25 protein-coding genes are annotated in these 26,503 nt (G+C 68.6%); 8 read left to right on the top strand and 17 right to left on the bottom strand.

Annotation, left to right across the window (positions count from 1 at the left end):
* Positions 1 to 870 precede the first annotated feature (870 nt).
* The 3 genes from BMW88_RS39585 to BMW88_RS41505 are packed head-to-tail and all read left to right on the top strand — an operon-like array spanning position 871 to position 2,026.
* A complete protein-coding gene (locus tag BMW88_RS39585) occupies positions 871 to 1,506 on the top strand; it encodes a helix-turn-helix domain-containing protein (RefSeq protein ID WP_218148398.1) in 636 nt (211 codons plus the stop codon).
* Positions 1,507 to 1,526: 20 nt separating this feature from the next.
* Positions 1,527 to 1,793, top strand: coding sequence for an integrase core domain-containing protein (locus BMW88_RS43045; RefSeq protein WP_245778375.1), 267 nt, complete (start codon positions 1,527 to 1,529; stop codon positions 1,791 to 1,793).
* Complete coding sequence (locus BMW88_RS41505; RefSeq protein WP_143116493.1) at positions 1,790 to 2,026, top strand: hypothetical protein; 237 nt, start codon at positions 1,790 to 1,792, stop codon at positions 2,024 to 2,026. Before BMW88_RS43045 ends, BMW88_RS41505 begins: the two co-directional genes overlap by 4 nt.
* Before the next feature lie 731 nt (positions 2,027 to 2,757).
* Here BMW88_RS41505 and BMW88_RS39570 read toward each other — a convergent pair.
* The 5 genes from BMW88_RS39570 to BMW88_RS39550 are packed head-to-tail and all read right to left on the bottom strand — an operon-like array spanning position 2,758 to position 7,368.
* Positions 2,758 to 3,738 (bottom strand): aldo/keto reductase, encoded by a 981-nt coding sequence (locus BMW88_RS39570; RefSeq protein WP_218148396.1) that lies wholly within the window; start codon positions 3,736 to 3,738, stop codon positions 2,758 to 2,760.
* A complete protein-coding gene (locus tag BMW88_RS39565) occupies positions 3,735 to 4,046 on the bottom strand; it encodes an L-rhamnose mutarotase (protein ID WP_089962006.1) in 312 nt (103 codons plus the stop codon). The genes BMW88_RS39570 and BMW88_RS39565 overlap by 4 nt, the downstream gene beginning before the upstream one ends.
* A 46-nt stretch (positions 4,047 to 4,092) precedes the next feature.
* Entirely contained in the window at positions 4,093 to 4,980 is an 888-nt protein-coding gene (locus BMW88_RS39560; protein WP_089962003.1) for a sugar phosphate isomerase/epimerase family protein, read from the bottom strand.
* Positions 4,981 to 5,002: 22 nt separating this feature from the next.
* A complete protein-coding gene (locus tag BMW88_RS39555) occupies positions 5,003 to 6,334 on the bottom strand; it encodes a D-arabinono-1,4-lactone oxidase (RefSeq protein WP_177221660.1) in 1,332 nt (443 codons plus the stop codon).
* Positions 6,335 to 6,336: 2 nt separating this feature from the next.
* Complete coding sequence (locus BMW88_RS39550; protein WP_089961995.1) at positions 6,337 to 7,368, bottom strand: NAD-dependent epimerase/dehydratase family protein; 1,032 nt, start codon at positions 7,366 to 7,368, stop codon at positions 6,337 to 6,339.
* Positions 7,369 to 7,703: 335 nt separating this feature from the next.
* Between BMW88_RS39550 and BMW88_RS39545 the strand changes: the two genes are divergently transcribed.
* The gene (locus BMW88_RS39545; RefSeq protein WP_089961992.1) at positions 7,704 to 8,249 is read left to right on the top strand and encodes an NUDIX domain-containing protein; all 546 of its coding nucleotides are present in this window, start codon (positions 7,704 to 7,706) and stop codon (positions 8,247 to 8,249) included.
* Positions 8,250 to 9,128: 879 nt separating this feature from the next.
* On the opposite strand, the gene BMW88_RS39535 is transcribed toward BMW88_RS39545, so the two are convergent.
* From BMW88_RS39535 to BMW88_RS39530, 3 genes are read right to left on the bottom strand one after another with little or no spacing between them, the layout of a single operon-like run.
* A complete protein-coding gene (locus tag BMW88_RS39535; RefSeq protein WP_089961987.1) occupies positions 9,129 to 9,593 on the bottom strand; it encodes a hypothetical protein in 465 nt (154 codons plus the stop codon).
* A gap of 6 nt (positions 9,594 to 9,599) precedes the next feature.
* The gene (locus BMW88_RS42580) at positions 9,600 to 9,764 is read right to left on the bottom strand and encodes a hypothetical protein (RefSeq protein WP_177221659.1); all 165 of its coding nucleotides are present in this window, start codon (positions 9,762 to 9,764) and stop codon (positions 9,600 to 9,602) included.
* Positions 9,751 to 9,984 carry an AAA family ATPase gene (locus BMW88_RS39530; RefSeq protein WP_089961985.1) on the bottom strand — a complete coding sequence of 78 codons (234 nt, stop codon included), beginning with the start codon at positions 9,982 to 9,984 and terminating at the stop codon, positions 9,751 to 9,753. Before BMW88_RS39530 ends, BMW88_RS42580 begins: the two co-directional genes overlap by 14 nt.
* A gap of 930 nt (positions 9,985 to 10,914) precedes the next feature.
* Here BMW88_RS39530 and BMW88_RS39525 point away from each other — a divergent pair.
* From BMW88_RS39525 to BMW88_RS39505, 4 genes are all read left to right on the top strand, one after another.
* Positions 10,915 to 12,378 (top strand): acyltransferase domain-containing protein, encoded by a 1,464-nt coding sequence (locus tag BMW88_RS39525; RefSeq protein WP_342715343.1) that lies wholly within the window; start codon positions 10,915 to 10,917, stop codon positions 12,376 to 12,378.
* A 41-nt stretch (positions 12,379 to 12,419) separates the two neighbouring features.
* Positions 12,420 to 17,993 (top strand): SDR family oxidoreductase, encoded by a 5,574-nt coding sequence (locus BMW88_RS39520; protein WP_245778373.1) that lies wholly within the window; start codon positions 12,420 to 12,422, stop codon positions 17,991 to 17,993.
* A gap of 190 nt (positions 17,994 to 18,183) precedes the next feature.
* Positions 18,184 to 18,588, top strand: coding sequence for a beta-ketoacyl synthase N-terminal-like domain-containing protein (locus tag BMW88_RS39510; RefSeq protein WP_143116492.1), 405 nt, complete (start codon positions 18,184 to 18,186; stop codon positions 18,586 to 18,588).
* 99 nt (positions 18,589 to 18,687) lie between these two features.
* Positions 18,688 to 19,920 carry a salicylate synthase gene (locus BMW88_RS39505; protein WP_245778372.1) on the top strand — a complete coding sequence of 411 codons (1,233 nt, stop codon included), beginning with the start codon at positions 18,688 to 18,690 and terminating at the stop codon, positions 19,918 to 19,920.
* Here BMW88_RS39505 and BMW88_RS42575 read toward each other — a convergent pair.
* The 9 genes from BMW88_RS42575 to BMW88_RS39460 form a co-directional block, all read right to left on the bottom strand.
* Positions 19,917 to 20,192 (bottom strand): glycosyltransferase, encoded by a 276-nt coding sequence (locus tag BMW88_RS42575; RefSeq protein ID WP_177221658.1) that lies wholly within the window; start codon positions 20,190 to 20,192, stop codon positions 19,917 to 19,919. The genes BMW88_RS39505 and BMW88_RS42575 overlap by 4 nt on opposite strands.
* The gene (locus BMW88_RS39500) at positions 20,081 to 20,740 is read right to left on the bottom strand and encodes a hypothetical protein (RefSeq protein ID WP_177221657.1); all 660 of its coding nucleotides are present in this window, start codon (positions 20,738 to 20,740) and stop codon (positions 20,081 to 20,083) included. Before BMW88_RS39500 ends, BMW88_RS42575 begins: the two co-directional genes overlap by 112 nt.
* A 303-nt stretch (positions 20,741 to 21,043) precedes the next feature.
* The gene (locus BMW88_RS39495) at positions 21,044 to 21,355 is read right to left on the bottom strand and encodes a hypothetical protein (RefSeq protein ID WP_089961967.1); all 312 of its coding nucleotides are present in this window, start codon (positions 21,353 to 21,355) and stop codon (positions 21,044 to 21,046) included.
* 397 nt (positions 21,356 to 21,752) lie between these two features.
* The gene (locus tag BMW88_RS39485) at positions 21,753 to 22,787 is read right to left on the bottom strand and encodes a tyrosine-type recombinase/integrase (protein ID WP_425434735.1); all 1,035 of its coding nucleotides are present in this window, start codon (positions 22,785 to 22,787) and stop codon (positions 21,753 to 21,755) included.
* Entirely contained in the window at positions 22,784 to 23,233 is a 450-nt protein-coding gene (locus tag BMW88_RS39480; RefSeq protein WP_089961961.1) for a hypothetical protein, read from the bottom strand. Before BMW88_RS39480 ends, BMW88_RS39485 begins: the two co-directional genes overlap by 4 nt.
* Positions 23,230 to 24,264 (bottom strand): DNA cytosine methyltransferase, encoded by a 1,035-nt coding sequence (locus BMW88_RS39475; RefSeq protein WP_089961957.1) that lies wholly within the window; start codon positions 24,262 to 24,264, stop codon positions 23,230 to 23,232. The genes BMW88_RS39480 and BMW88_RS39475 overlap by 4 nt, the downstream gene beginning before the upstream one ends.
* Positions 24,261 to 25,145, bottom strand: a complete 885-nt coding sequence (locus BMW88_RS39470) for a TRM11 family SAM-dependent methyltransferase (protein WP_089961953.1) — start codon at positions 25,143 to 25,145, stop codon at positions 24,261 to 24,263. Before BMW88_RS39470 ends, BMW88_RS39475 begins: the two co-directional genes overlap by 4 nt.
* Positions 25,142 to 25,747, bottom strand: coding sequence for a hypothetical protein (locus tag BMW88_RS39465; RefSeq protein WP_089961950.1), 606 nt, complete (start codon positions 25,745 to 25,747; stop codon positions 25,142 to 25,144). The genes BMW88_RS39470 and BMW88_RS39465 overlap by 4 nt, the downstream gene beginning before the upstream one ends.
* A 475-nt stretch (positions 25,748 to 26,222) precedes the next feature.
* Positions 26,223 to 26,503: integrase core domain-containing protein (locus BMW88_RS39460; RefSeq protein ID WP_143116491.1), on the bottom strand; the 281-nt coding region annotated here is incomplete at its 5' end.

Genomic DNA, 26,503 nt, shown 5'->3' with positions numbered 1-26,503 from the left:
ACGGGGGAAGAGAGTAAAGCAGTTCTCGCTCTTGAGAATCGATGAGTCCCCGTCCAATCGTTTCGGTGCTTCGGATCGTCAGCCGTGGTGTCATCCGGACGTGCTCGATCTCCCGAGTTTCAGCGTGGGGTCGGCGATCGTCTCGACGTTTGGGACAGGGGGTTGTTCGAGCTCTGATCGCGCGCCTAGGGTCGCAGTAACCGAGATGAACATATCGACAACCTTCGAGTCGCTGAGTGTGTCGACATCTTTGGCTACCGGCTTTCAAATTGTTAGCGATGTTTTCGGGTTCGGTGTTCATGAGATTCAACCGGAGGAAGAGATGCTCCCGTTGCGCGATGCGGCAGTTTCGGAGGAAGTGTTGCCGTGCTGCGCCGAGTGTGCCTCCGGCACTCCGGACTTCGGCTCCGCCGAAGTCTTCTCGAACGGGCATCCTCGGTGACACCACCGCGAAGCCTTCACGGGCACCGACCGGGACGAGGCCCGGGAAGCTCTGGCCAGAGCAGCGAGCTTCTTCAGCGATGTGATGTCGGGAAGGTGCGGAACCCGCCGGAAGGGCCTGATTGCTCACTTGCACCAGGCCGAACGCGCTGGCCGGATCTCGCGCAAGGACGTGCTGTCCAATCTCATCGGTGTAGTCGTCGGTGGCACGGTGGCACCTCGTCCGGCTCTCACCGGACTGGCTGTGCTGCTGGCTCAGGAACCCGACTGGTACGCCCGAGTGTCGGCGGAGCCAAAACTGGTGCCCGGCGAAACGCCGGTACTCCGGCAAAGGCCGGTGCCCCACGGCGTCGGCTCCGGCTCGGCCTTCGCGGTCGTGCACCGGCAACTCGGCGATCAGCGCCACGATGGCGGCCTGAAGACAGGGCGTTGCTCGCAGCCCTGCTCGTGCCCGTGGCCCGCGCGACGTTGCGCCGGCTCCGGCTGCTGGTCAGCCCGGATACAGTGCCGAGGTGGCATCGCGATCTGATGAAGTGCCGCCATGTCCGTAGGAGTATGAACCGAGAGCCTGGACGTCCGCGCACTGTCGATTCGATCCGCCGTCTCGTCCTGCGCCTGGGAACCGAGAACCCCTCACGGGGATATCGACGCATCCACGGCGAACTCACGCTTCTCGGGATCGCGATCGCTGCCTCGACGGTGTGGGAGATCCTCAAGACTGCCGGCGTCGATCCAGCTCCACGCCGGACAACCGTTACCTGGGCTGACTTCTTGCGTTCGCAGGCAGAGGCGATCCTGGCGATGGACTTCGTCGAAACTGTCACGCTCACAGGGCAGCGCCAATACATTCTCGCCGCCATCCACCATGCCGACAGGCGTGTGCCTATCCTCGGCGCCACCGCACACCCCACCCACGCCTGGGTTACCCAGGCTATCCGCAACCTCATGGACCTCGAAGACAGCGGACACCTTGCGCAGATCAGATTCCTTGTCCGTGATCGATACGCCAAATACCCCGGGTTGATCGACAGATCCTCGACACCGCGGGAACCGCTACGGTGCTGACCGGTGTCCGGATGCCCCGCATGAACTCCATCATCGGGCGCTGGGTGAAGACAGTCCGCGGCGAACCGCTGGACCGCACGTTGATCTGGAATCAGACACACCTACACCACGTGCTGCGCGAGTACGAGCGGCACTACAACGGACACCGAACCCACCGATCACTCGCCGCCGCAGCACCCTTAAGGGCCCGGCCGCAGCCTCTCGAGCCCGATCAGATCAAACGCCTCACCGTCGATCGATGTGACCGTCTTGGTGGAGTCATCCACGAGTATCACCGCGCCGTTTGACCAGCACGGATGCAGTTTTCGGCACGCACACCGCTGGGCCTGTGCAGGAAGGTGTGGGCGAGGAGTTGGTCGATCAAGTCCGCGAGCAACGCCTGCAGATTCACTATGACGACCACCGTCTTGAAATTCGATCCGCACCACTAATGCTGGAAACCATGGAACCTGCTCGTCGTCCAGTTCAACCGGCGCTCGCGTTGGATTGGTGTGCTGACGTAAAAGTGTCCGAAATATGAATTACCCCACGGGATTCTGGGGAATCCCGTGGGGGTAAGAGAATGTCCGAGGGACTTGGCCTCCCACGTGTAGCAAGGGTGCGCCGTTTGTGTGTTCATGCACCATTGAATAGCTCGAATCCAGTATAGAGGGCCAGTGGACACTAATAAATCTTTCGCCGCTGGGTTGTATCGACTGGAGCAAGAAATTTCGTGGCGACCCGTTGGACCGCGCTCTGATCTGGAATCAGGCCCATCTGCGGCAGGCGCTGTGTGAGTACGAGCGGCACTACAGCGAGCGCCGAGCCCACCGATCGCTCGCTGGCGCTGCACCCCTGCGGATCGGCCTCAGCCTGTCGTACCCACTCTGATCGGACGCTTCATCATAGACCGACATGATCTTCTCGGCTTAGTCATCCACGACGATCGTCATGCACCTTGACCCGCTCGGACATAGTTTTTGGCACGCACGAGGCGGAGAACGTGGTGCGGGCCCGGATATTCATGGCGATGTGTACTTACATCAGTCTTCAGTAGTTGTAGTACCTCATCAGCTGCCCGCTGACGTGCCTGGGTTCACCAGCCGCGAGCCTGAGCTCGAAGCGCTGGATGCCTTCCTTTCTCTGAACACGGCCGCCCGGTGTGCCGCGCCCGCCGCCGTCGACTCCTGCGGCAGCCGCCAGCTCGCGGTCCTCCGCGTGGGTTGCCCTGCAGCTCACCCATCGGTGCACCCAGACGAAGACCGAAGAACATCAGCGCGCTGCCTTCTCGTCGCCCCGCGGCAGCGGTACGGGAACGTTCGAGGAGAGCAGGTTTTCGGCGCGCAGGTCGGACCAGACGCCGGCGGGCACCTCGGCGGCGGCCATCGCGGCGTTCTCGGTGGCCTCCGCGGCCGACCGGGCACCGACCGCGATGGCCCGCACCGCCGGGTGGCCGAACGGGAAGTGCAGCGCCGCCTGCGGGAGCGGGACTCCGTGCCGCCGGCAGATCTCGGCGATCCTGCGGGCGCGTTCGACCAGCGCGGCCGGTGCCCTCGTGTAGTCGTGCGTCGCGTCAGCCGGGACCTCGCGGCGGGCCAGCAGTCCGGAGTTGAAGACACCGGCTGCCACAACGGAAATGCCCCGTTCCGAACACCTCGCGAGGAAATCCGCCGTCGTGGCGTGTTCCAGCAACGTGTACCGGCCGGCCAGCATGACGTGGTCCAGGGGGAACTCCGGCACGAACCGCTCGGCCACCTGCCACCGGTTCACACCCACGCCGATCCAGCGGATCACGCCCTGGGCCTTCAGCTCCGCCAAGGCCGGCAACGCCTCGCGGAGGGCCTGCTCGCAGTGGTCGTCCGGGTCGTGGACGTAGACGAGGTCGATCCGGTCCAGGCCGAGCCGGGCCAGCGAGGCCTCCAGCGACCGGCGCACCCCGTCCGCGCTGAAGTCCCACACCCGGCGCTGGGTCGCAGGCACCGCGAAGCCGTTAGCCAGGTCGTCGCCGCCGCTGTCGCAGGGCTGCAGCAGCCTGCCGACCTTGGTCGAGATGACGAACTCCGAACGGGGCCGATCCGCCAGCGCTGCCCCGAGCCTCCGTTCCGACAGGCCGAGGCCGTAGTGCGGAGCGGTGTCGAAGTACCGGACACCGGCTCGCCACGCGGCGTCGGTGGTGGCACGGGCGTCCACTTCGGACACGGCACGGTACAGGTTTCCCAGTGCGGACCCGCCGAGGCCGAGTCCGTTGATCACGGCAGCTCCCACACGAACTTCGCGTCCGAGCGGCCCGAGTCGTAGTCGAGTGGAGCGTCGAGGAACTCGTCCATCTTCTTCTGCCACGGGATGTCGGCCGGGTGTCCGTGCATCTGTTCCATCATGGCCGCGTAGTCGTCCACCTCGACGACGTGGAACAGGTCGAGACCGCTGCGCCAGATCCGCCACGAACGCACGCCCGCCGCACGCAGCGCCGCGTCGAGGTCGTCGGGAATCCGGGCGTGCGCGGCCTCGTAGGCGGCTTCCTTGCCCGGCTTGAGCCTGGTGTGCAGGGCGACTGTCTCCATCGTGCCGGTACCTTCCGATCGAGTTGCTGGGCGGCGGGGCCGCGGTTCAGGGGTTGAGGTTCGTCGCGGCGGCGCGTTCGGCGCACTTTCGTTCGACCAGCGGCTTGAGGAAGCTGAGCCCGGCCCGCGCGTCGTGGTCGGGGGCGATGCCGCGGCGGTGGAACCCCGTCTCGGCCGTGAGATAACCGTCGAAGCCCGTGTCGAGCAGGGCGTCGGCCAGGCCTTCCCAGTCTTCGTCCCCTTGGCCTGCCGGCAACCGCGTCTGCGTGGCCGTCGTGTCGGCGATGTGGACCTGGTGCAGGTCCGCACCCATCAGGTGGACGTGGTCGGTGAGCGACTCCCGCCGGTAGCGGACGTGGTTGCAGTCGAACATCACCTTCACGTTCGACCGCCCGATGTCCTCCATCAGCTCCATGGCGTCCTCGCCGCTCTCACACAGGTTCGAGTTCTCCGCGAGCGGCTCGATCACCACGGTGAGGCCGTACTGCGCCGCGTCGTCGGCCACCTGGGCCAGGCATTCGCGCGACCACGCCCATGCTTGCCGCCGCCGGGTGCCGAACACGGTCCATCCAGGTAGGTAGACCATCGATCCGGCGCCCCACTCGGCGCACAATTCGCTGATCGCGCGGTAGTGCTCCACAGTCGCTTCGCGTTCTTCGACAACGGGAGAACTCGGGTTGTAGCCGGGTCCCCCGGAAGGCGCCGGGCCGATGCCCGAGACCTCGATGCCGTGGTCGTCGAGCAGGCTGCGCACCTCGCGCCGTCTGGCCTGGCTCAGGTACGGCGGATAGGCATGGGGTGCGGCGGCGCCGAGCTCGATGCCGTCGTAGCCGATCCGGGCCAGCCGCTTGATGGTCTCGTCCAGGGTGTACGCGGGGACCCAGCTGCCGAAGCTGGAGTAGGACCAGGTGTGGTAGCCGAACTTGATCGCCATGGGCTTTCGCCTCTCGAAGGGGTCAGCGTTCGAAGAGCTCTCGAAGATGACTTCCGAGGAAGACACCGTCGGGGTCCCAGGCTCTGCGCAGTTCCTGGAACCGGTCCCACTCCGGGTAGCGCGCGGCCAGCTCCTGGCCTGTCCTGAAGTGGACCTTGGCCCAGTGCGGGCGGCCTTCGAACTCCCACAGCACCGAGTCCACGGCGCGAAGCGGTGCGATCCACCCCTCGGGATCCCGCGCTGACACGGCGTGTGTCACGCCGATGTGACAGGTGGTGAACTGCCTGCTCGGACTGAGCCAGGCGGTGTCCGCGGCGGTGAAGCGGACGTCCACCGGGGCGCTGACGCGCAACCCGCCTCGGCGTACCTCCCGGACCAGGGCACGGATCGCGTCGGCCGCTCGTTCGAACGGGACGCTGTACTCGGTGCCCTGCACGGGTGGTGGGAGGTGGTGCAGGAGAGCGTCGTCGCAGCGCATGACCTGCGCACCGCCCCGGCCGGCCGCCAGGGCGGCCGCGTAGTGCGCGGCGCCCGCCACCCGCGGCGGCCAGGAGTTGTTGCACAGCGCGGAGAGCAGCGCACCGGGCGGTCCCGGCGACGGGGTGGGTGGCTCGTTCGTCGGCGCGGCCTCCCAGACGATCGCCTGGGAGGTGTGCGGGTACCACCAGAAGCCACCGAAGTGGACTTCCCGGAACTCGTCGAGACCGGCCAGGACATCGGTCAGCGGCCTGCGGAGAACGACTTTGCGCAGCCTGTGGCCGGGCACGACGGCGAAGGTGAGGTCCAAGACCACGCCGAGACAGCCCAGGTGCACGCGGACGCCGTCGAGCTCCGGGTCGTCCTGCGTGATCGCGCGCACCTGACCGTCCGCGGTCAGGATCCGCGCCGACACGACGTGACTGGAGAGCGTGCCATGCCTGGGGCTGCTTCCATGAGTGGCTGTGGCCACGACACCGCCGACGGTCTGTTCGTCGATCGCGCTCTGGTTCGGCAACGCGAAGCCCGCCGCGGCGAGTTCCCGGTTCAGTTCGCGCATCGTCGTGCCTGCCTTCACCGTGACCGTCATGGCCAACGGATCGATGGCGACGACGCCCCGGTGCTCACGCAGGTCGATCAGTGTCCGGCCGGACGGCGCGACGAGGTTCGCGTAGGAGTGCCCCGACCCCACCACGCTGATGCCGCGGGCACGTGCGGTGTCGTCGAGCACGATCTCGCGCAGCTGTTCCGTGGTGCCGGGAGCGAGGAGGCGGTCCGCGATGCCGCGGACCGCCCCGCTCCAGTTGGACCACGCCGTGCCCCGGTGTTCTCCGGTTGTGGTTTCCGGGCCTGGTGTCAACCGCGGTGCGTCGGTCATCACTACCTCGTGGTCAGCCGCTCGGCAAACTCGTCCGTCGTCATCCGCTCCGCCTGGCGCGACTCGAAGTACCATTCGGCGAGCCTCTTGAGGCCGGTGTGGAACGGCACCTCGGGCGTCCAGCCGAGCCGCTCGGCCGCCATGGCAGCGGACGCGACCCGGTTGTAGGGGCCGGTCGGTTTGTCCGGCAGCGGCTTGATCTCCGTGTCGGCCTGGCCGGTGAACTCCAGGATCATCCTGGCCGCTTCCTTGACCTGGATCGGCTCCTCGGTACCGAGGTTGATCGCGCTGCCGTCGTGGACGCGTTCTCCGGCGAGGACCAAGCCGCGCACGATGTCCGTGACGTAGGTCCAGTTGCGGATCTGGGTCCCGTCACCCCAGACCTCGAAGGGCTTCTGCTGGATGAACGCCCGGCCCACCATGGCGGTCAGGGCATGACTCTCCGGGCAACGCTCGCCGTAGACCGTGAACAGGCGGCACGACACCGACGGGAACCCGAGTTCGCTGTGGAGCGCGGCGAGCCGCTGTTCCGTCATGAGCTTGGCCCAGCCGTAGATCCCGTCCGCGTGGAACGGCGGCCCCACCTGGGATTCGGTGAGCCGGACCTCCTCGTTCACGTCGGCCTGCAGATCGACCGGGTACACGCAGCCGGAGGAAGCGAAGACGAAGTTCTCCACCCCCGCGTCGACCGCCGCCTGGGAGACCACCCCGTCCAGGACGAAGTTGCGCGAGCACGCGGCTTGGTGCAGCTCGATGAACCCCCGTCCCCCGTGGATCGCGGCGAGGTGGAAGACGACGTCGATGCCGCGCACCACCTCGGCGGCGAGCCGCGGATCGCAGAGGTCGCCCTCCACGAACTCCCAGGCGGACTCCGGAACAGCGCTGAGGTTCTCCAGGCGTCCTGAACTGAGGTCGTCGGCGACGCGCACCTTGGCACCGGCACCGACCAAATGCTCCACCAGGTGTGATCCGATGAACGAGCAGCCGCCGGTGACCAGCACTCGCTTACCGCGCCAGAATTCCTGCTGGGGCATGAGGGATCTCCATTCGTGAGATCGGGCTGCGGTGTTTTTCGTGGCAGCCGCTGACGAGATTTCTCGATGACCGGGAGAACTGTCCCCGGCACCGCGGTGCCGGTCGGAGGAAGCGAGTATGCGTCAGCCGGCATCGTCCGTGCATAACCCGTTCCGCCTCGCGGAACGGGTTATGCACGAGTCCGGCGGAGCAGAATTGATTCCAGCGTACGGAACGAGGGCTGGCCCATCGCGCAGTCGGCCCCTACCTTCCTGCGGGAATATGCTCAAGGCGGCGGCCGGTCCGGAATGCGAGTCCGGACGCGGCCGTGATCATCGCTGGAAGGCGGAGGACGATGGCTGGACCGCTCAATTCCGTGCAGTCGGAGGCACTGCCCGCTCTATCCGCGCTCGACTGGCGTGACGGCCGCGGTGCTGAAGGACAAGCCTGGGTACCGGAGCAGCTGTACCGCGAGATCCTGGAAAGGATGCCCGTCGTCTGCGTGGACACGCTCGTCGTCCGCGTCGGCGAGGCGCTGCTCACCCGCCGCCGCCAGGAACCTCAGGCAGGTTCGTTGTGGCTGCAAGGTGGCCGCATGCGCAAGGGCGAGCAACTCGCCGAGGCCGCGTTGCGCACGGCCGAGCAGGAGTCCGGGCTGAGCCTGACCTTGCGCGGTGTGCTGGGAACCTTCTCCACCGTCTTCGAGGCCTCAGCGCACGGCGACTCTCCCACCCACACCGTCAACGTCACCTTTCTCGCCAACGCCGAACACGACGCCCGGCCACAGGTCGACAGCACGCATGACGACTTCGTCTGGTGGCCGCTGACGGAACCCACCGGGAACGCCTACCTCGACCAGCTCTTCGTTCTGGCGACGCAGCACCTGAGCGCCGCAGGGTGAAGTGAGCCGATGATCGCCGAGGGTGAGCTGCCCGGAGTGGTGCACGTCGGGAGCACCGAACCCCGCAGGTTCACCGCCGAAGGGGAGATCGAGGCGCTTCAGCTCGTCGCGGGGGCCTGGCGACCCGCTACGGCACCGGATGAACGCACGCGACCCCGCGTTCTCAACCTCTCGGGCAAGCGCAGCCAGCCGGTCCTTGCTGTTGCGGAAACACGCTCGATTGCCTGTTGCCGATATCTCACCGCGCGAGCGAGGAGTTCGCCCTTTCCCAGCGCGGAATCATGATCTCGACGGGCGTTCTGATCATCCTGCCTCTTCGTCATGGGCGGCCAAGATCTTTTCGATCGCATCCAGCAACAGCAGTGCGAGCTTAGCGACGATCGCTCTGCCACCGACTGGCTCTGCGCACGACGTCTGTCACAGACCTCCTAACCGGACCACCTACGTCGGTGATCCACGCTCGCAAGCGCACACTCGACGTGCGAGTCCTGATCAGGTTCACCTCACCTCACCGGCAACGGTGCATCCTGTCGTCAACGGTCGGCGTTGCAAGAACTGCACCACGACGGCAGACCGGCCGGCTGACTGTGCCGGATAGCGGCACATCGTTCCGGGTCGTCGGCGGCGCGAACGCGCCTCGGTGCCGCACGGACCAAGTGCTGGAGTGCCGATGAGGCCGCAGCAGCACAGAATGCTCAACCGGGTACTCGCCGCGCTGACGATCGTGGTGTTGCTCGCCCTGGGGCCGGATCAACGCCAGCAGGTTTTGAGGCGCATTACAACGAGCACCGGCCTCACCAGGCACGGGACCAGCGACCACCAGGCATCCAACAGCACCTCGCAGCGGCGCGTGACCTCGACAGCCTTCGTCGTCGACCACTACGCACCCGGATACTCGGTGGGGTGATCAACGAGTACAGGTACGCTGCGTGAGCTGCATCGATGACTTTCGAGCGGCACACGGTTGAGCCGTGCGAGCAGCGACTGACCGAGCTTCTCGCATCCGGGGCGCAGCGGGTCGTTCGCGACGTCCGCCTCCGGCGGTACCGATCGTTCCCGCATCACCCCCAAGATGTGCCGCGTCACCGTGGGACAGCCACCGGTGGCGTCGACGAAGGCCTGGGTGAACTTCTCGTCCGGCGTCCGCCCGAGCATCCTCTCGGTGAGCTGCGGGACGTCGGACGAGGTGAAGAACGCGAGCTTCATCCGTTCGGAGTAGATCTCCAGCTCCGCGATCAGCAGGGGGTCGGTCGCCAGGATCCAGGGGGTGCGCGTAACGAGGATCACGACCGGGAGCTTGACGACCCGGTACACGAGGTAGTTCAGCCAGCGCAACGACTGCACGTCCGCCTACTGCACGTCGTCGACGGCCAGACACAGCGGCGCGCGCTGGGCGCACTCCGCCGTGAAGCGGAAGACGTCCCCTATCGACCGGTGGGACTGGAACTCGCTGTTCTCACCCGCATCGGCGGTGAGGTGCCGGGAGACGAGGTCGTGCCCGTCAGGCGGCTCCACCGTCCTGGCCGCGCAGGCGCCGTTCGAAGAGCTGCTGGACCACGGCGAAGGGCATTTCCCGCTCCATCAGCGAGGCCTTCGCCCGGCACACCACGAACCCGCGCTCGTGGGCGAGTTCGCACGCCACGTCCAGCAGTGCGGTTTTGCCGATCCCTGGCGCGCCCTCGACCAGGAGCGTAGACGGGATCGCGCGTTTCGCCGATTCGAGAGCTTCGGCGATGCGTTCTCACTCCGCACCGCGACCAACGAGGACGGCACCGCTGCCTGAGTGCTGGTGTGCGTCGGCGACCATTTGTGCGCTCCGTAGTTGTCAACTAAGCCAATCGGGTGGTCGTTGTTCCAAATGGTTCCGTATCGGCTTCCTGTCGATTCCAGGGCACGGGTGTCCGTGCAGTCAAGTTCTTGATCCTCGGTGTGTCGCGAATATTTTCGTGGGCTGAATCCGCACGTGGGAACGGCCTGGTGCACGTGAGCGGGCGGAAACGCCGCACGGGACGTGCAAGACCGCGAGATTGATCTCATTTGCCACGGGGTGACGCCGCCCAGTGCATTCGTACGGGCCCGTTCGAATGCGCTGCGGGTGCGTTCGTCGAATGGCGGAACGCATCATCCGCGTTTCTCCTGTGGTGTGTCGGTTGGATGGGCGGACCAGTGAAGCGGCAGGTCCCGGCTGTGGACAACCGTAGTGTCCTGCTACGCGATCGGCGATGTGCTCACTCCCACGCGGCGAGCTGAGCCGGCCGTCCGGGTCCGGCGATCGGACTGCGGACTTCCGCCGTCGATCGCCGCGAAGCTGTTCAATCTCGATTTCGTCCTCTTCAGAGGATGGTGGAGAAGGAGCCCGGCGCCGGGTGGTGGTCGCGCGGGCCACAAGAGATGACGACAAAAGGCTGGTGACAGTGATCACTGGCTTTCGGCAGGTGCGCACCGGTTGCCGGGACCTCCGTCCGCGTTGTCGCCTGCGACGGCACTGGCTGCCGGGAGAATAATCGGCGCTGACTGCGCGAAGGGGCGCGGTCCGCTGTCCGGAACGCGTGGTCGTGGCGGCGCGTGCACGACTGCCATTCTGTCGGCCAAGCGATGTCCCGGCTTCTCCCGGAGCCGGCCCCTGCCTTCCCCCGGTGCTCCGAAACCCGTTTCCCGCTCCATCGTGAGGATCATCATCGTGTCTCATTCGTCTTCCGCCGAGCCGGTCTTCCTGTTCCCAGGACAGGGCGGGTACCTGCCCGGTTGCCTTTCGCGCGTGTGCGCCGGCCGTGCACTGCCGGCCGTTGTCGGACAGGTGGACGCACTGTCGCTCCGGTACGGCGGGCCCACGATCTCCGGTCTGCTGGAGGGTGCGGACGCGCCGTCGCTGGACACCCTGCTGGCCAGTGACGTGCCCGCCCTCAGCCTGGCCATCTTCGCCACCGAACTGGCCGTCCGCGACCTCGCGCGCGACCTCGCCAGCGTCACGCCGGGCCTGGTGATCGGCCACAGCTTCGGTGAGTTCGCGGCATTGACCGCCGCGGGAGCCCTGGATTTGGCGGACGGGGTGAGGCTGGTGATCGCCAGGGACCGCGCGCTGCGCGCCGCGGGCGACACCGAGGGAGGAATGGTCGCGTTGCGCGTCGGACGGCAGCGGGCGGACGCCGTCGTCGGCTCCCTGGCCGACCGCGGCCTCGCGGTCGCGGCCCACAACGGCTACGACCAGGTCGTGGTGTCGGGTCCGCACGAGTCGCTGGACCGGCTGACGGCGCTGGCGGGCCTGCTCGGGATCGAGGCGACCCGTCTGCGCGTCCCGTACCCGTTCCACAACCGGCTGCTGGGGGAGGCGAACCGGCTGTTCGAAGCCGACGTGGCCGGCGTCCGGGTGCGCGCTCCGAGGGTGCCCATGTACTCGCCCGTGCTGGGCCGTCACGTCGAGTCGGAGCAGGACGGCCGCGAGATCCTCACCAGCCACCTCGAACGGGAGGTCGGCTTCCTGCCGGCGCTGGTGTCGGTGCGGGGTGACGGGTTCACCCACTTCCTCGAGTGCGGCGCCCGCTGCGCCCTGACCGATCTCGTGAACGCGAACCTGCCCGGAGTGCGGACCGCGGCGCCGTTGCGGCAGCGCCGGACGTTCGACGAACTGCGCGGCGTCTTCGCCGCGTTCTCCAGCACGGAGGCCGGGACGGACGCGGTGCCGGCCGCGAGCTCCTGGACGGCCGCGCCACCGGTCGTGAGTGCCGGAACGTCCGCGTCGCCGGCCGCGAGTTCGGGAACGGACGTGCCACCGGTCGAGCAGGCACGGCCGACCGCACCGCGGGTGGAGCAGGCCGTGGCTCCCGTTCGCACGACGGAACCCACACCCGTTGAACCCTCGCCTTCCGGCGCCGGGGACGTCACAGGTCTGGTGGACGAGCTGCGCACCCTGTACGCCTCCGCTGTCGGTTACCCGGAAGAGGTGTTCGAAGCCGACATCGAGCTCGAGGCGGACCTCGGCATCGACTCCATCCGGCAGACCGAGCTGCTCCAGCGGGCTCGGCAGAAGTACGACCTCCCCGAGGCCGACATCCGGATCACCGACTACACCACCCTGGAGTCGATCGCCGGTCTGCTCACCGAACTCGGCGCCGGGCGGGTGAGGGCGTGAACAGTCCCCGTGCAGGCGCTTTCGCCGATCGCATCTGCCTGGTGACGGGAGGGTCCAAGGGACAGGGCCGGGCCATCGCACGCGAACTGGCCCGCGGCGGTGGCCATGTGATCGTGAACTGGTTCCACGACATCGACGCGGCGCGGCAGACCGTCGCGGACATCCTCGCGGAAGGCGGTTCCGCGGAGCACCTGCGGGCGAGCGTGGCCAAGCAGGACGCGGTCGAGGAGATGTTCTCCGAGGTCGCGCGCCGGCACGGCCGGCTCGACGTGCTGGTCAACAACGCCGCGCGCGGCGTCTTCGAGCCCGGCCACGTGCTCACCGACCGCGACTGGGAGAGGGCGATCGACACGAACGTCCACGGTCCCCGCCGTTGTTGTCGTGCCGCGTTCCCGCTCATGAAGGAACGCGGCGGCGCGATCGTGAACCTGGGTTCGATCGGCACCAGCGTCGTCATCGACAACTACAGCTGCGTTGCCGTGTGCAAGGGCGCCCTGGAGCAGCTGACGAAGTACCTCGCCGTGGAGTTCGGTCCGCACGGCGTCCGCGTGAACATGGCCTCCGCCGGCATGCTGGTCAGCAAGACCGTGGAGCTGTTCCCCCGCAGTGAAGAGGTGCTGGAGGCGACGGTCGCGGGCACCCCGCTCGGCCGGCTGGGCACCGTGGAGGAGCACGCGAAGCTCGTGGCCTTCCTCGCGTCGCCGGAAGCGTCCTGGATGACGGGGGAGAACGTCGTCAACGACGGCGGGATCCGCCTGGGAGGCGCGCTGATCCGCGCCGGGGGCACGTGGGGCGGTGCCGCTCGCCCGGCCGCGGCGCTCGTCGAGCCCGGTGTGCCGGCGGACAGCGCGTCCGCGGGTGCCGCTGACCGCGTGTCCGCACCTGCTTCCGGCAGCGCGCCCGTACGCGCGTCCAACGGTGTGCCCGTCCGCACCTCCGGCCGCGCGGCCGGGAACACCCCTGACCGTGCGGAGGACGACGGCGCCATCGCCGTCGTCGGCATGGGGCTGGTCGTCCCCGGCGCGGAGTCGCCCGAGCAGTTCTGGGAACTGCTGCGCACCGGCGAGCCCGCGTTCAGCGAACCGGGGGACCGCTATCCGCAGGACACCTTCTGGGCCGGCGATCCGGGCGATCGCGACCGCACGTACGCGCGCACAGCGGGTTTCGTCCGGATGGGACGGCACGAGGACGTCGCTCCCGACGCCAGCCTGTCGTCGTCCTGGCTGCGTCGCGCCCTGGAGCAGGCGTTGCCGGACGGGCCGTCGTCCCGTTCCTCGCTGTTCATCGGCGCCTGTTCCGACGGCGACCAGCACTTCGAGCAGGCCATGGTCGTCGAGGGGTACGCCCGCCTGCTCGCCGAGAACTGGCCCTCGCCGTCGGGCCCGGACGCGGAACGGCTGCGCTCGGTGCTGCGGGAGCGCTACCGGCTGGCCGCGGGCAGCCCCGAGGACCACCTGCCGGACGGGGTCGTGCGCAACGCCGTGCGCGGCCTGCTGCCCGACACCACGCCCGTCACGGTCGTGGACACCGCGTGCTCCTCGTCGCTCTACGCCATCGACCTTGGCGTGGCGGCACTGCGGGAAGGCAGCACCGACCTGGCGTTGTGCGGCGGCTACTTCATGGTCACCCCGCGGTTCAACGTGCTGTTCAGCAAGCTCGGCGGCCTCAGCCACCGGGGAGCGGTCAACGCGTTCGACGGTTCCGCCGACGGCACGCTCTTCTCCGACGGCGCGGCGGTGGTGGCACTGCGCCGGCTGGCTGACGCCCGGCGCGACGGCCAGCAGGTGCTCGGCGTATTGGCGGGGTTCGGCGCCGCGGCCGACGGCCGGGGCAAGGCCATCGCCGCTCCCAACCGCCGCGGGCAGGAACTGGCGATCGCACGCGCCGGGCACGGACAGGAGCGCCACCCGGTCTGGGTGGTCGGGCACGGCACCGGCACCCGAGCCGGTGACGAGGTCGAGCTCGCCGCGCTGAACGAGTCGGCGGCCGGCGAGGAAGTGCTGTGCACCAGCAACAAGTCCCTGATCGGGCACACGGGGTGGGCCGCGGGCGCGGTGTCGGTGATCCACGCGCTGCTCGCCCTGCGCCACGGCGTGGTCCCCGCCCAGCGGCCACAACCCGGTGCGGCGGCGACCGCGGAGCACGTCACCGTTCCCACGCGGGACACGCCGCTGCCCGCCGGACCGCGCCTGGTCGGCGTGTCCGGGTTCGGGTTCGGCGGGACGAACGGGCACCTGCTGCTGGCTGACGAGCCCGGTCCGGGCGAGTCCGCACCCGCCGCGCGGCCCCCGGCGAAGGACGACCGGATCGTTCTGGTCGCGTGGAGTGCCCACCTGCCGGGCGCACCGACCTCGGCCGAAGTGGCGGCGCGCCTGGGCGACGGGCGAGCGCCCGCTGACGACACCGGCTTCCCCCTGCCCTACCCGGCGCCGCAGTGGAAGGTGAGCAGGCTGCCCGCCGCGGTGTCGGACGCCGTCGACCGCACCCAGCTGATGGCGTTGGACGTGGCCGAACGCTTCCTGGCCGAGCACGGGCACCTGTGGGAGGGGCGCGAGGAGACCACCGGTGTCGTCGCCGCGCACTACGGGCCGACCTTGTCCTGGTACCAGTCGGCGCTGCGCTGCTACGCCGACGACCTGCTCGACGTGACGCCGGGCGGGCTCGACCCGCACGAGTACGCGGAGGCCGCGCGAGCCGCGGGCCACACGGTGCGGGCGGGAACCCCCGAGTCCACTCCGGACACCCAGCCCGGGCTGATGGGCAACGTCATCGCGTCGCGCATCGCCAACCGCCACAACCTCAACGGCGCGGTGCAGCTCGCCGACGCCGGACCGGACTCCACCGCGCACGCGGTCCAGACGGCGGTGCGGCACCTCCGCGGCGGAACGCTGGACCTGGCGCTCGTGCTCAGCCTCAACGGCAACAGCACCGACGAACTGCGTGCTCTGCTTGGTCGCGGTCCTCTCGGCGAAGGGGCTTTCCTGTTCGCCCTGGCGCGGGAGAACACCGCGGCGGCCGCCGGGTGGCCCGTGCTCTGCGAGATCTCGGTCGCCACCGGGGGTACCGAAGCCCGAGCCCCACGGCCGGTGGACTATCTCGGAGCCAACGGCGCGTGTGACCTCATCGGCGAGCTCGACCGGCTGGGCGAGGCTCCCCGCGTGGTCGCCGGCGGCCCTTCGGCGCCGGGGATCGTCCTGACACCGCACCGGGCCACCCGGCCGGCGCCGCGCAACGAGCGCTACGTCTGCACCTACGTCGAAGAACCGGCTCCCGACGCCGAGTGGACCACCGCTCCCGGGCCGGACTGGCTCGTCGTGGTGCAGCCCGGATGCGAGGAGTCGGTACCCGCACGCGTGCGGGAGTCCGGTGCCCACGTCCACGTGCTGGACGAAAGCGCACCGGTCGAAGCCCAGTTCCCCGACGCCGCGACGGGCGCGGGCCGGTTCAGCCACATCCGCCTCTTCGCCTCCACCGGCGCGGCGGCACCCGGTGACATCGTGGAGGAGGAAACTCTCCGCGCACACGAAGCGCTGTTCCTCGCGGCGAAGTCGTGCCGCGACCGGATCGACGCCGGTGGCTCCCTCGGGGTGCATCTCGTCGACGAACTGCGCAGCGGTGTCCCGCACTCCTCCACCGGCCTGTTCACCGGCATCGTCAGCAGCCTCGCCTGGGACCTCCGCGAAGCGCGGCTGGCCGTGGTGATCAGCTCTGAGACCGGCGGCTGGGACACCCTGAACCGGGAGCTGGCCGGGTACCGCGGCTATCCGGCGGTGCTGCACCACGACGGTGTGCGGTTGCGCACCAAGCTGGTGCCCGCGCCGCTCGACCTGAGCTCGAACGTGTCGCCGTTGCGACCGGGATCGGTGGTCGTGATCACCGGCGGCGCGCGGGGGATCACCGCCGCCTGCGCCAAGGAACTGGCCGCGCGCACGCCGCTGCGGTTGTGGCTGCTGGGGTCGTCCCGGCTGCAGGACGTGCCGGAGGAGCTGCTGGACGCCGGCGACGAGCAGCTCCCCGGCCTGCGGGCGAACTTCCTCAAGACCGAACGCGCCCGCACCCCCGGTGCCACGGTGCGAGAGGTCATGGCCCGGTTCGACCGCCTGCTCAACGCCCGCGAGTCGCAGCGGAACCTGCGGGAACTGCGTGCGCTCTGCGGACAGGACGCGGTCGACTACCTCACCTGCGACCTCACCGACGCCGAGGCCGTCCGCTCGACCGTCGAGGCGATCCGGCAGGTCACCCCGGACGTCGACCTGCTCGTGCACGGCGCCGGCCTGCACAACGGCGGCGACATCGCCCGGCTGACGGTCAACGGGCTGCGGCACATCCGCGGGGTCAAGGTCGACGGCTACCGCAACCTCAAGGCCGCGTTCGGCACCGCCCAGCCCGCCCAGTGGTGCAACTTCGGCTCGGTGGCAGGCCTCGTGGGACTGCCGGGCGAGACCGACTACGCGCCCGGCAACGACTTCCTCCACGGCGCGGCCCGCCAGGCGGCGCTGGTCCGCGGCGCGGACGAGCGCACGCTGATCTGGCCGATCTGGGCGGAGATCGGCATGGGCGGGTCGGAGCTGATGCAGGGCAACAACGAACGAGCGGGGATCATGGCTCCGCTCGCCCCTGCCGAGGGCGTCCGGCACCTGGCCGCCGAGCTGAGCACGCCCTCGGTCGCCCAGCCGCTGGTGGCGTTCCTCAACGCGAAGGAACGCGCGACGTTCGGCGAGCAGTTCCCCGGCTTCGTGCACCCGGTGCCGGAACGCACCCGGTGGATGCTCGACACCCCGCACCGCATCACGCGTGCTGCCACCCAGTGGCTGCTGGACCTCGGTGAGCGCACTGCGGGTTTCCTGGTCGACCACACGGTGAACGGCAAACCGACCATGCACGGCACCGGACTGGCCACCATCGCGGCCGAAGCGGCGACGGCGGTGGTTCCTGGCTTGCCCGTCCGCACCCTGGAGAACCTGCGGTTCTCGGCGTTCGTCGCGCCGAAGGCCGGGCCGGACAACCCCTACCGGGTGACCGCGCGGCCGGACGGTCCGGACCGCGTGCACGTCCGGATCACCAGCGACGTGGTGGACCGGCGAGGCCGGGTGCTGCGCGCGGACCGCGAGCACTTCGCGTGCCACGTGGTGCTGGGCAACCTCCCGGTGCCTCCGCCCGCCCGGGACGTCGTCACCGACCGGCCGTCGGAAGATCCCTACTACCGCGAGGACAGTGCCGTGGTCCTGCGAGGGGTCTACCGCGCGAGCACCGACGGCAGGGAAGGCCCGGACGGCACCAGTTCCCGATGGGTGCTGGTCCCGCCCGGCACCCAAGCGGACCACGCACTCCTGGAGAACCCGCCGGTCCCCACGGTGATGCTGGACGCGCTGGCCCGGACCCGCTTGCTGCGCACCGACGGCAACGGCGTCCACCTCGTCGCGGTACCCCGGTTCATCGACCGCATCGAGTTCTTCACGACCGGAAGCGACGCGGAGGTGAGCAAGTCCCACCCGGACGGCATCCGGCTCATCCACGTCGACGACGCGAACGTCGAGGAGGCGGTGAGCGCGGACGGCCGGGTCCTCATCCGCATCTCCGGTTGCGAGACGTTCGACGTCGGCGACACCAGCTGAGCGTGACGGCCCCGATCACCGCGATCGGGGCCCTCGCGGAATCCGGCCCGAACCGGATGCCCAGCCCCACCGGCCCGGCGGCTGATGTCGTCGTGCCGGTGGGCTCCGCGCTCGTCATCATCGGCCGGCCGCATCCGCGCTGCGGCCGGCTCCTGGAGCTGGCTGGGAGATCCCGTGAGGTGGAGGCGGCTTGGCCGAGATCTGTGAGGTAGCAATGACGCGTTTGAGTTCTGGTAGCCCGGACAACGACGTCGCCGTCGTGGATCTGGGACTGCGGTTGGTCGGTGGCATCTGCGAACCGGCGGATTTCTGGGCCGGCTTGATCGCGGCACGCAGTGAGGTCGGAGACCTTCCCCGCGACCGGTGGTCGTCGTACCCGGCACACGGTCCCGCTGCCGTCGCCGCGGTGAACCGGGCAGTCAGCCGCGCCGCCTACCTGGAGAACGCCGCGGACTTCGACGCCGAGTTCTTCGGCGTCACACCGAAAGAAGCGGTCCTGATGGACCCGCAGCGCAACCGGCTCCGCGTCGATGCCGCGCCCTTCCTCATCCCCGCCCGCGCAAGCACCTGCCGCACGAACGCGGCCCGTTCGTGACCGGGCCCGTGCACCCGGCTGGCAGAACCGGCCAAACCTTGGAGAACCACAGTGCAGTATTGGGAACGTCAGGTCGCGTTGCCGGTCGATCCTCTTCGCGTGGCCACTGCGCTCGCGGGCACGTCGACCGAGGACAACGTGCTCTACGAGAACCAGGGATCGATCTGCTGGGGTGAAGGCGCCCACGCGACCGTGACCACACGGGCGGGCGAACCGCTGCCGGCGATCGCCTCCCGGCTCGCGGAGGTCGACGTCGAGGACTGGCGCGCTTACGGCTGGGCCACCTTCGAACTGTCCTATGCGTTGCACGGAATGGAAGACGTGCCGGAGTCCGGCGCGGTCACCTTGATGATCCCGAGGCGTGAGGTGCGCGTCGAAAACGGCACCGCCCTGCTGCGCGCGCTCACCGCGGCCGACCTGGACGCGCTGGAGACGCGGCTCGCCGATGCGGTGCTGACCGGCGGAATCGAGCCGGTGGAGACGCGCGTCAAAGTCGACGTGGACGGCCACGACGCTGAGAGCTACCGGGAGGCGGTCGCGGCGGCCATCGCGGAGATCCGCTCCGGTGCGCTCGACAAGGTGATCCTCTCCCGGGTGGTACCGGTACCCGAGGACATCGACATGCCCACGACCTACCTCACCGGCCGGCTTGCCAACAGCCCGGCACGCTCGTTCCTGCTGCGCCTGCACGGCTGGCGGGCGCTGGGGTTCAGTCCGGAGATCGTGATGAGCGTGAGTTCCGGACGCGAGGTGGTCACCCAGCCGCTGGCCGGCACGCGCGCCTTCCTCGGCGACCACGACGCCGACCAGGCACGGCGTGACGAGCTCTACCGCGACTCGAAGGAGGTTTTCGAACACGCGATCTCGGTGCGTGTGGCGGCGGTCGAACTGTCCACCGTGTGCACGCCGTCGACCGTCCGTGTCGAAGAGTTCATGGGCGTGAAGGAACGCGGCAGCGTGCAGCACCTCGCCTCCCAGCTCACGGGTTCACTGGCACCGGGTCGCACCGGCTGGGACGCGTTCGCCGCGCTCTTCCCGGCGGTCACGGCGTCCGGTGTCCCGAAGGCACCCGCCTGCGAGCTGATCCGGCGGGCCGAGACGCAGCCACGCGGCCTCTACAGCGGCGCCGTGCTGATCGTCGATCCGGACGGCGCCATCGACGCTGCCCTCGTCCTGCGCAGCGTGTTCTGCCGCGATGGCAGCACCTGGCTGCGAGCGGGCGCGGGCATCGTCGCCCAGTCCACCCCCGAACGGGAACTGGAGGAGACGCGGGAGAAGCTGCGCAGCGTGTCGCGCTTCCTCGTGCCGGCAGGCGTGGTGGCCGCCGGCTAGCCGCCGTTCGGAAGTCCGCTTCCCACCAACGACTGGAGGTCGTCGATGAACGTCTCGAGTGGTGGCAGGGCGAGCATGTCGCGGCGGATTCGCCTGGCGTTGCTCCGGTACCGCGGGTCCTCCAGGACTTTCCGGCAGGCGGCCAGAACGTCGTCGGCCGTCATGGTTTCGGTGTGCAGCTGCTCGCCGACGCCGGCTTCCACACACCTGCGTGCGTTGTACGGCTGTTCCGAGAACATCGGCGTGCAGACGAGCGGAACGCCACAGCGCATCGCTTCACGGACGCTGTTGTGACCGGCGTGCGTGATGAAGAGATCGCAGCACTCCAGCAGAAGCGGCTGGGAACCGACTCCACCACAGTGGACGGCAGGGCGCCGAACACTTCGTGCGCCACGTCGCGTCCTGTGCTGACCACTGCGACGCAGTCCAGTCGTGCCAAGGCCGTGACGACGGATTTGAGCAGGGAAAGGCCGTCTGACGCGAACGCGGCCAGCGTGCCCAAGCTCGCGAACACCCACGGCTTGTCGGTGGGCAACTCCGCCAGAGCGGGCGGCAGGGCGTCGCCCCGCCTGCCGGGGTTCTCGTGCCGGTAGAACCTGGAGTGGGGAACGGCCGCCTCTGCCGCGTCGTAGGTCTCGGGCATCAGGCAGGCGTGCAGGTGGCGGAAGTTGGCCTCCCCGGTGGGATCGGGCGGCAGGCCGAACGAGGCGCGGAGCGGGGCCATCAGCGGAGCGAGCGTGGAAGGGGGCGAGATCACGTTGATCGCGCCTCCGATCGCGACGGAGGCGCGCGGCACGCCGAGCACTTCGGCGGCGAGCACGCCGCCGAACTCGAGCGTGCTGCGGACGATGACATCGGGGTTCGGCGTCACCCGGTAGTGCGCGCCATTCATCCTTCAAGGCCGGGTGAGGCTCGTTTCCGTCGCGGAGCGCAAGCCCTGCCGCATCTGCCAGTGGCCGACCCGCTCATGACCAGGAAACACTTCGCCTCGGCCAACCGCCACGACAAGCCGCCGATCGATTGGCATCGGCAACCGCCGCTACCGGGCAAGCAGCCTGGCCTTACATCTGGCTCAACACGGGCGACCGCCATGGGGTTCAGGCGGTTGACCTCTACCCTCTGCCTACTCGCGCTTACGTAGCACGTGAAACGGAACGAGCTGGTCCACCAAGTGCAGCTTTTCACGGCGCCCGTCGGCATAGCCGATCTCGTAGTTCACGACGCCGAGCCAGTCACCTTCCACACCGGGAAAGCGCCCGTGGAGTCGGCCTTGCACTTCGCCGGTGAGGTCGAGGCCGGTCGGAATGACATGCCTGGCCGCGCCGGGCGCACGGGCGAACAGCCTGTCCAGCCGAATACCGACCCCGGTGAGTACGGCCCTTCGGCCATGGACATCGTCGCCTTCCCAGACGGTGAACGGACTAGTGAGCGTCATCGACGCGTGCCGTGGACAACGCTCGCTGCGCGCGGCCGAGAGCGAGCTCGTTGTACAGCTCCTCGCACAGTTCGGCACGGTCAGGAGCGGGTGCCGTGGCGGCCAGCCGCCAGAAGTGATCGGCGCCGCTGTTGGCGCAAGCCAGGCAGCTGATGTGAACCTCACCGTCGTGCACGACTGCTCGGAACTGCGAGTGGCCGAGGGTGTGTCGCCCGAGCTTGCACCTCGCTGGCAAGAGGGCCACCGGTTGCCCAGTCGTGTCGTACCTGAAGGTGAGCGTGCCGTCCATTTGGGACGGTTTGAGAAGCTGCCAATCCATGACGGGAGAACCTATCAGTGCATTCGTACATATGTTCGATTGGATGCGTGTGGCGTGTTCGAGGTCTGTCCAATCTGGTCAGCGCGTGCCGGATGGGCCTTCCGTTGGGCCAGTGACCGCCAGCGGGTGCTCCTCGTCTGTGAGTGCGGCGAGCGCGGTGGCGACTTCGTCGAGGGTGGCTCGGACGTAGGTGGTCGCGGCGCCGGCGTCGCTCTTGCCGAAGTGTCCGGCGAACGCCCGCGCGACGGCGTAGCCGAAGTGTCGCTCGACCCATGTCAGCGTGGTGTAGCGAATCCAGTGAGTGCTCACTTGCTGCGTTGCCACCCATGGCAGGTGTTTGCCGAGCCGTTGCCATAGGTAGTCGTAGCGGCGCCTGGTGATCGGGTCGCCGTTGCGGTAGCGCAGAAGCTGCTCGCTGCCGACAGCGCCTCGCTGTTCGCCCAGCACGAGGAGGTGTCTCATCAGCGTTGGCGAGACCGGTTGCCATCGCACGGTGTCGCCCTTCTCGAGGAGCCTGACCAGACATTGCTCGGGGTCCAGGTCGCATCGTCGGAGCGCGAGTGCGCCGCCGCGACGTGCGGCGGTCTCGGTGTGGAAGCGGAGCAGGACGAGGTCGAGCTCGGGATCGTTGCCCGTCGCCCCAGCGACTTCATTGATCTCCCGGAGCCGGTTGTCGGGAAGCGCCCGGCGGGTGTTGGCGAGGCGGCGAGGTTTGGCGACGCGTCGTGCCGGGTTGTCGCTTTCGGACATCAGGCGGTCCGCGATCGCGTGCTGGTAGACGCAGCGGGCCGCCGCGATGAGGTGCTCGGCTGCTGAGCGGCCGCCGCGGGAGTTCTTGCGGACGATGGCGTCTGCCTTGGTTCGCTCGGCGAGCTGCTTGATGTCCAGCGGTGTGGGCTCGTCGAGCGGCCGGTCGCCCCACTCGTCGACGATGCGGTTCCAGTACGTCTCGTAGACGCGCAGCGTGCCGGCGGGCACGGCCTTGGCCACGCGCCCGACATACTCGCGGATGCTCGGCATCGGGGTCGGTGCTGGTTGGTCGAGCAGTTGTTCGGGCCGGACCCCGAGGCGGTTGAGCAGGACTCGCACCGCCTCGAGGTCGATGTCGTTCACGACGACTCTTCGCGCGCGAACGCGACGAGCGCCTCGTCGAGCGCTGAGGTCGTGCAGACGACCAGGAGGTCACGGGCGGCAGAGGTTGTGAGCAGAAGGCCGTCGCCCGTGCGTAGCTGACAGCGGTGCCGGATGGCTGCCGGTAGCCGGACGTGGCCGAGCTTCGTGACGGTCGCGGTGCCGGGGGAACGACTGAGCACGATGACCTGGTCGTTTAGCACGGTCGGCTTCAGCGAGGTGCCCGGCGGCCAGTTGAGCAGCCGGACCAACGACCTGTCGCCGAGACGACCGCGGCCGTCGATGGTCGTGAACGCGTAGCGCGAGAAACTCCGTTGGCCTCGCTCGGGGGGTCGGGCAACCGGGAGTCCGGCGATCCGAGGTGAACGCATGGCGCGGCTGGCGGGGCCGGCGGCCAAATTCTCGGCCAGAGCTTCGACGAGGTTCATGCCACACGTCCTCGGGCTGACGCGTGCATAGCTTCGTGGAAGTCTTCGAGCAGTGTCGTGACGGCGTGGGCGGCTTGGTGCGGGACAACACCGTTGCCGAGGATGCGCAGGTGGTCAACGCGGAGCAGCGGAACGTCGGTGACCCATCCAGGTCGTAGGCCCATGAGGTGCTCGACGAATGCGGGAGACAGCACCGGGCCGCCGTGTGTACCAGGGACGGTCGGGTGTGGTGTGGCACGACCTGTTGAGTGCTCCCATCGGCCTACGACGTCGGAGTAGACGCGCCAGCTCGTGCGCGAGGGTGGCGGAGTACTGGGCGAGCGGCCTTGGATGACAGCGTCGACCTGCGCCTGGATCTTGGCACTCGTCGGCCCGCTACAAGCGTCGCGTTGACGACGTCGTGCAGACTCACCTGGCGACCCAGGGCACGGCGTCGAGTGGGATCGGCGGGACCGCGGTTGTCGCCGTCGCGCGCCTGCGGTGTCGGAAACAGCGGGCCAGGCGAGCAAGAAGACGCGTTCGCGGCGGTGCGGCGCGTCGACGTCGGAGGCGCGAACGCTGCGCCAGACCGCGTCATACCCTGCCTCGGCCAAGTCCCCGAGAACACGGTGAAGTCCGCCGTTTCTCCAGCGGAGTGCGGCGACGTTCTCCACGATGACGAACTGCGGTCGTAGAACGCGAATGCACGCCACGATGTCAATCCACACTCCACTGCGCGTTCCCTCCGTGATGCCCTTGCGTTGTCCAGCGGCGGAAATCTCCTGGCAGGGAAACCCGACAGCGAGAGCGTCGACGGGGGCGACCGTCGTCCAGTCGACGAGGCGAAGGTCGCCGAGGTTCGGCACGCCCGGCATGCGGGCGGCAAGGACCTCTTGAACCTGCGGGTCGGGGTCGGCGCACCACGCGATGCGACCGCCGCCGAAGGCAGCCAGCACGCCGAGGTCCAAGCCGCCGTAGCCGGTGCAGAGCGAACCCAGCACCGGACCAGGGCTGGACCTGACGGACAGGTCCGATGCGGTGCGCGTGCTCATGCGGCACGCGCTTCGACTGCCGCAGTGCGGGACGGACGAAGTGGTGTGCGGAAGACGAGGACGTCTTCGTGTGCGATGAGGTGGAGGGGGAGACCGGCCTCGCGCTGCTTGCGGAGGAAGTCGCGCTGGAAGAACGAACCGCGGGCGACGAAGTCGTGCTCGGCCACCCGTGCGAGCAGGGCGACGCACCGTTCCACCGGGATGAGGCCTGCGTTGCGGCCGCAGGTGAGGATCTGGGAGGGCAGGTCGATGAGCTCGGCGTGTTCGCGCCACGGTCGGACCGTGATGGCGATGTGTCCGCCGGGGCGCATGAACTCGGCGAGCGCGGTGAGGATGCGGGTGAAGCCGCTGAGCAACCGGTGGTGTCCGATGTTGGCGAGGTTGCCGCGGTCGAGCGTGCTGCCGTATTGGTGGAAGTACTTTTGAATACCTTCGCCCGGTGCCACTGCCACCCTGCCGTGCGTTGATGGTCCGTACGGCGGTGAGGTCACGACCAGTGCGGCCTCGCCGCGCAGTTCGGCGGGCAACAGCGTGGACAGCTGGCGAGCATCGCCGTGGAACACCTGGCCGTCGTGGTCGATGCCGTGCTCGGTCGCGAGGGCCAGGTTGTTGTTGGCGACGGTGACCCAGTGCGGCTCGTACTCGATGCCCACTGCTCGCCGTCCTAGATGGACGGCTTCTACGACCGTTGTGCCGATGCCGCACATCGGGTCCAGCACGAGGTCGCCTGGCTTGGTGTAGTGCGCGATGGCGTAGCGCGCGACGTCGGGCAGCATCTTCGCGGGATGGGCGGTCGACTCGCGGGTGTAGCGGTTCTTCCGCTGGGTCGAGGGCGCGGTCTGGGCTGTCGCCCACACCGACATCGGGAGTTCGTTGTTCATCGAGTGACCCCCGTTTCGATGACAGCCTGTGCGGCCGCGAGCGGTCGAGCGGCGTGGTCGTGCGGCTGAGCGAACACCAGTACGTCCGAGTGGATCCGCAGGTGTGGAGAGGGAATGCCGCGTACCGCGGCGCGGTGTCGTGCGCGACGAAGTTCTTCTGCGTCGTGGTCGTTGAGGTCGACTTGGAACCGGCCGCTGTGGATCGGGGCGTGCACGGCGACGATGTGCTGGAGATAGAGCAGATCGGCGTGCTGGGCGCTGGTGACGAGCTGGCCGGTGCGGTCGATCAGCTCTCCGCCGGCCGAGTCGTTGTGGGTCAGCGCCACGAAGATGCCGCCGACTCGGAGCAGGCGTGCCGCAGCGAGCACGACCTGGTCCGCGAGCTCCGCGCCGGTCTGTTGAGGTGGCGTGCTGGTGACAACCAAGTCAGCGATTGCAGCCAGTCCCAGCTCCACATCGGACTCGAAGTTCGTCCGACGGCCGAGGTCGTTCGCGGCTTCGATCGCTGCCGTCGTAGAGCTTGAACTCCCCGGCCAAGGCAGAACAACGACTTGGTCCCGCGGACGGCTGAAGGCGCAGATCAACTTCTCGACCAGCGGCACCGGCCAGTCCTCATCGAGCGGAACTTGGACAGGACCGCAAGCCCACACGGTCGCTGGTGTCGGACTCGTCGTAGGTGAGGGCGAGTGCCTCGTCGGCCGGGCCGGGCTGACCCTGCTGACGTTGGGTGCGGTCGGGTAGGGCCTGCGGTTGTCGTCGGCCGGTGCTGCAGGTGGCCGCGTGCCAGGACGGCGTGCCGTCCCATCGGTGCTTCGAGAATCGCCGAGACGCGTCACGGATCCTCCAGATTCGGGGATGCCGCCTGATCGGCAGGCGGTGATTGACACCCCTGAACTCCGAATCCAGATCCTGTGCGGGACGCGCGATTTCTCGGCGGTCTTCAGATGGCTTTTGTGCCGGTGACCGATCGGGTACCGGACAGGTACCGGGTCGCTAATCCGCTGGTAGAGGTCGTGCGAAGCGAGCTGACCGCATTCAGTCACCGGGGTCTGCTGCACGAGTAGGTGACAGTTGTAGTCACGCAGCCCGGCTGGCTGGCGTGGTCATGATTACCTCGTACTCGATCGGGGTCAACCTGCCGAGGGCAGCCTGGCGTCGACGGCGGTGGTAGGTGCGCTCGATCCAGGTCACGATCGCGATCCGCAGTTCCTCGCGAGTGTTCCAGGTACGCCGGTCGAGAACGTTGTTCTGCAGCAACGCGAAGAAGCTCTCCATCGCGGCGTTGTCGCCCGCCGCGCCGACCCGGCCCATCGACCCGGTCAAGCCGTGACGAGCGAGCGCGCGGACGAATTTCCTGG

It is taken from the genome of Lentzea xinjiangensis (assembly GCF_900110955.1).
In the GTDB taxonomy this organism is placed as follows: domain Bacteria; phylum Actinomycetota; class Actinomycetes; order Mycobacteriales; family Pseudonocardiaceae; genus Lentzea; species Lentzea xinjiangensis.
Note: the sequence above shows the minus strand (reverse complement) of the source record. Positions and strands in the feature narration are given on the sequence as shown.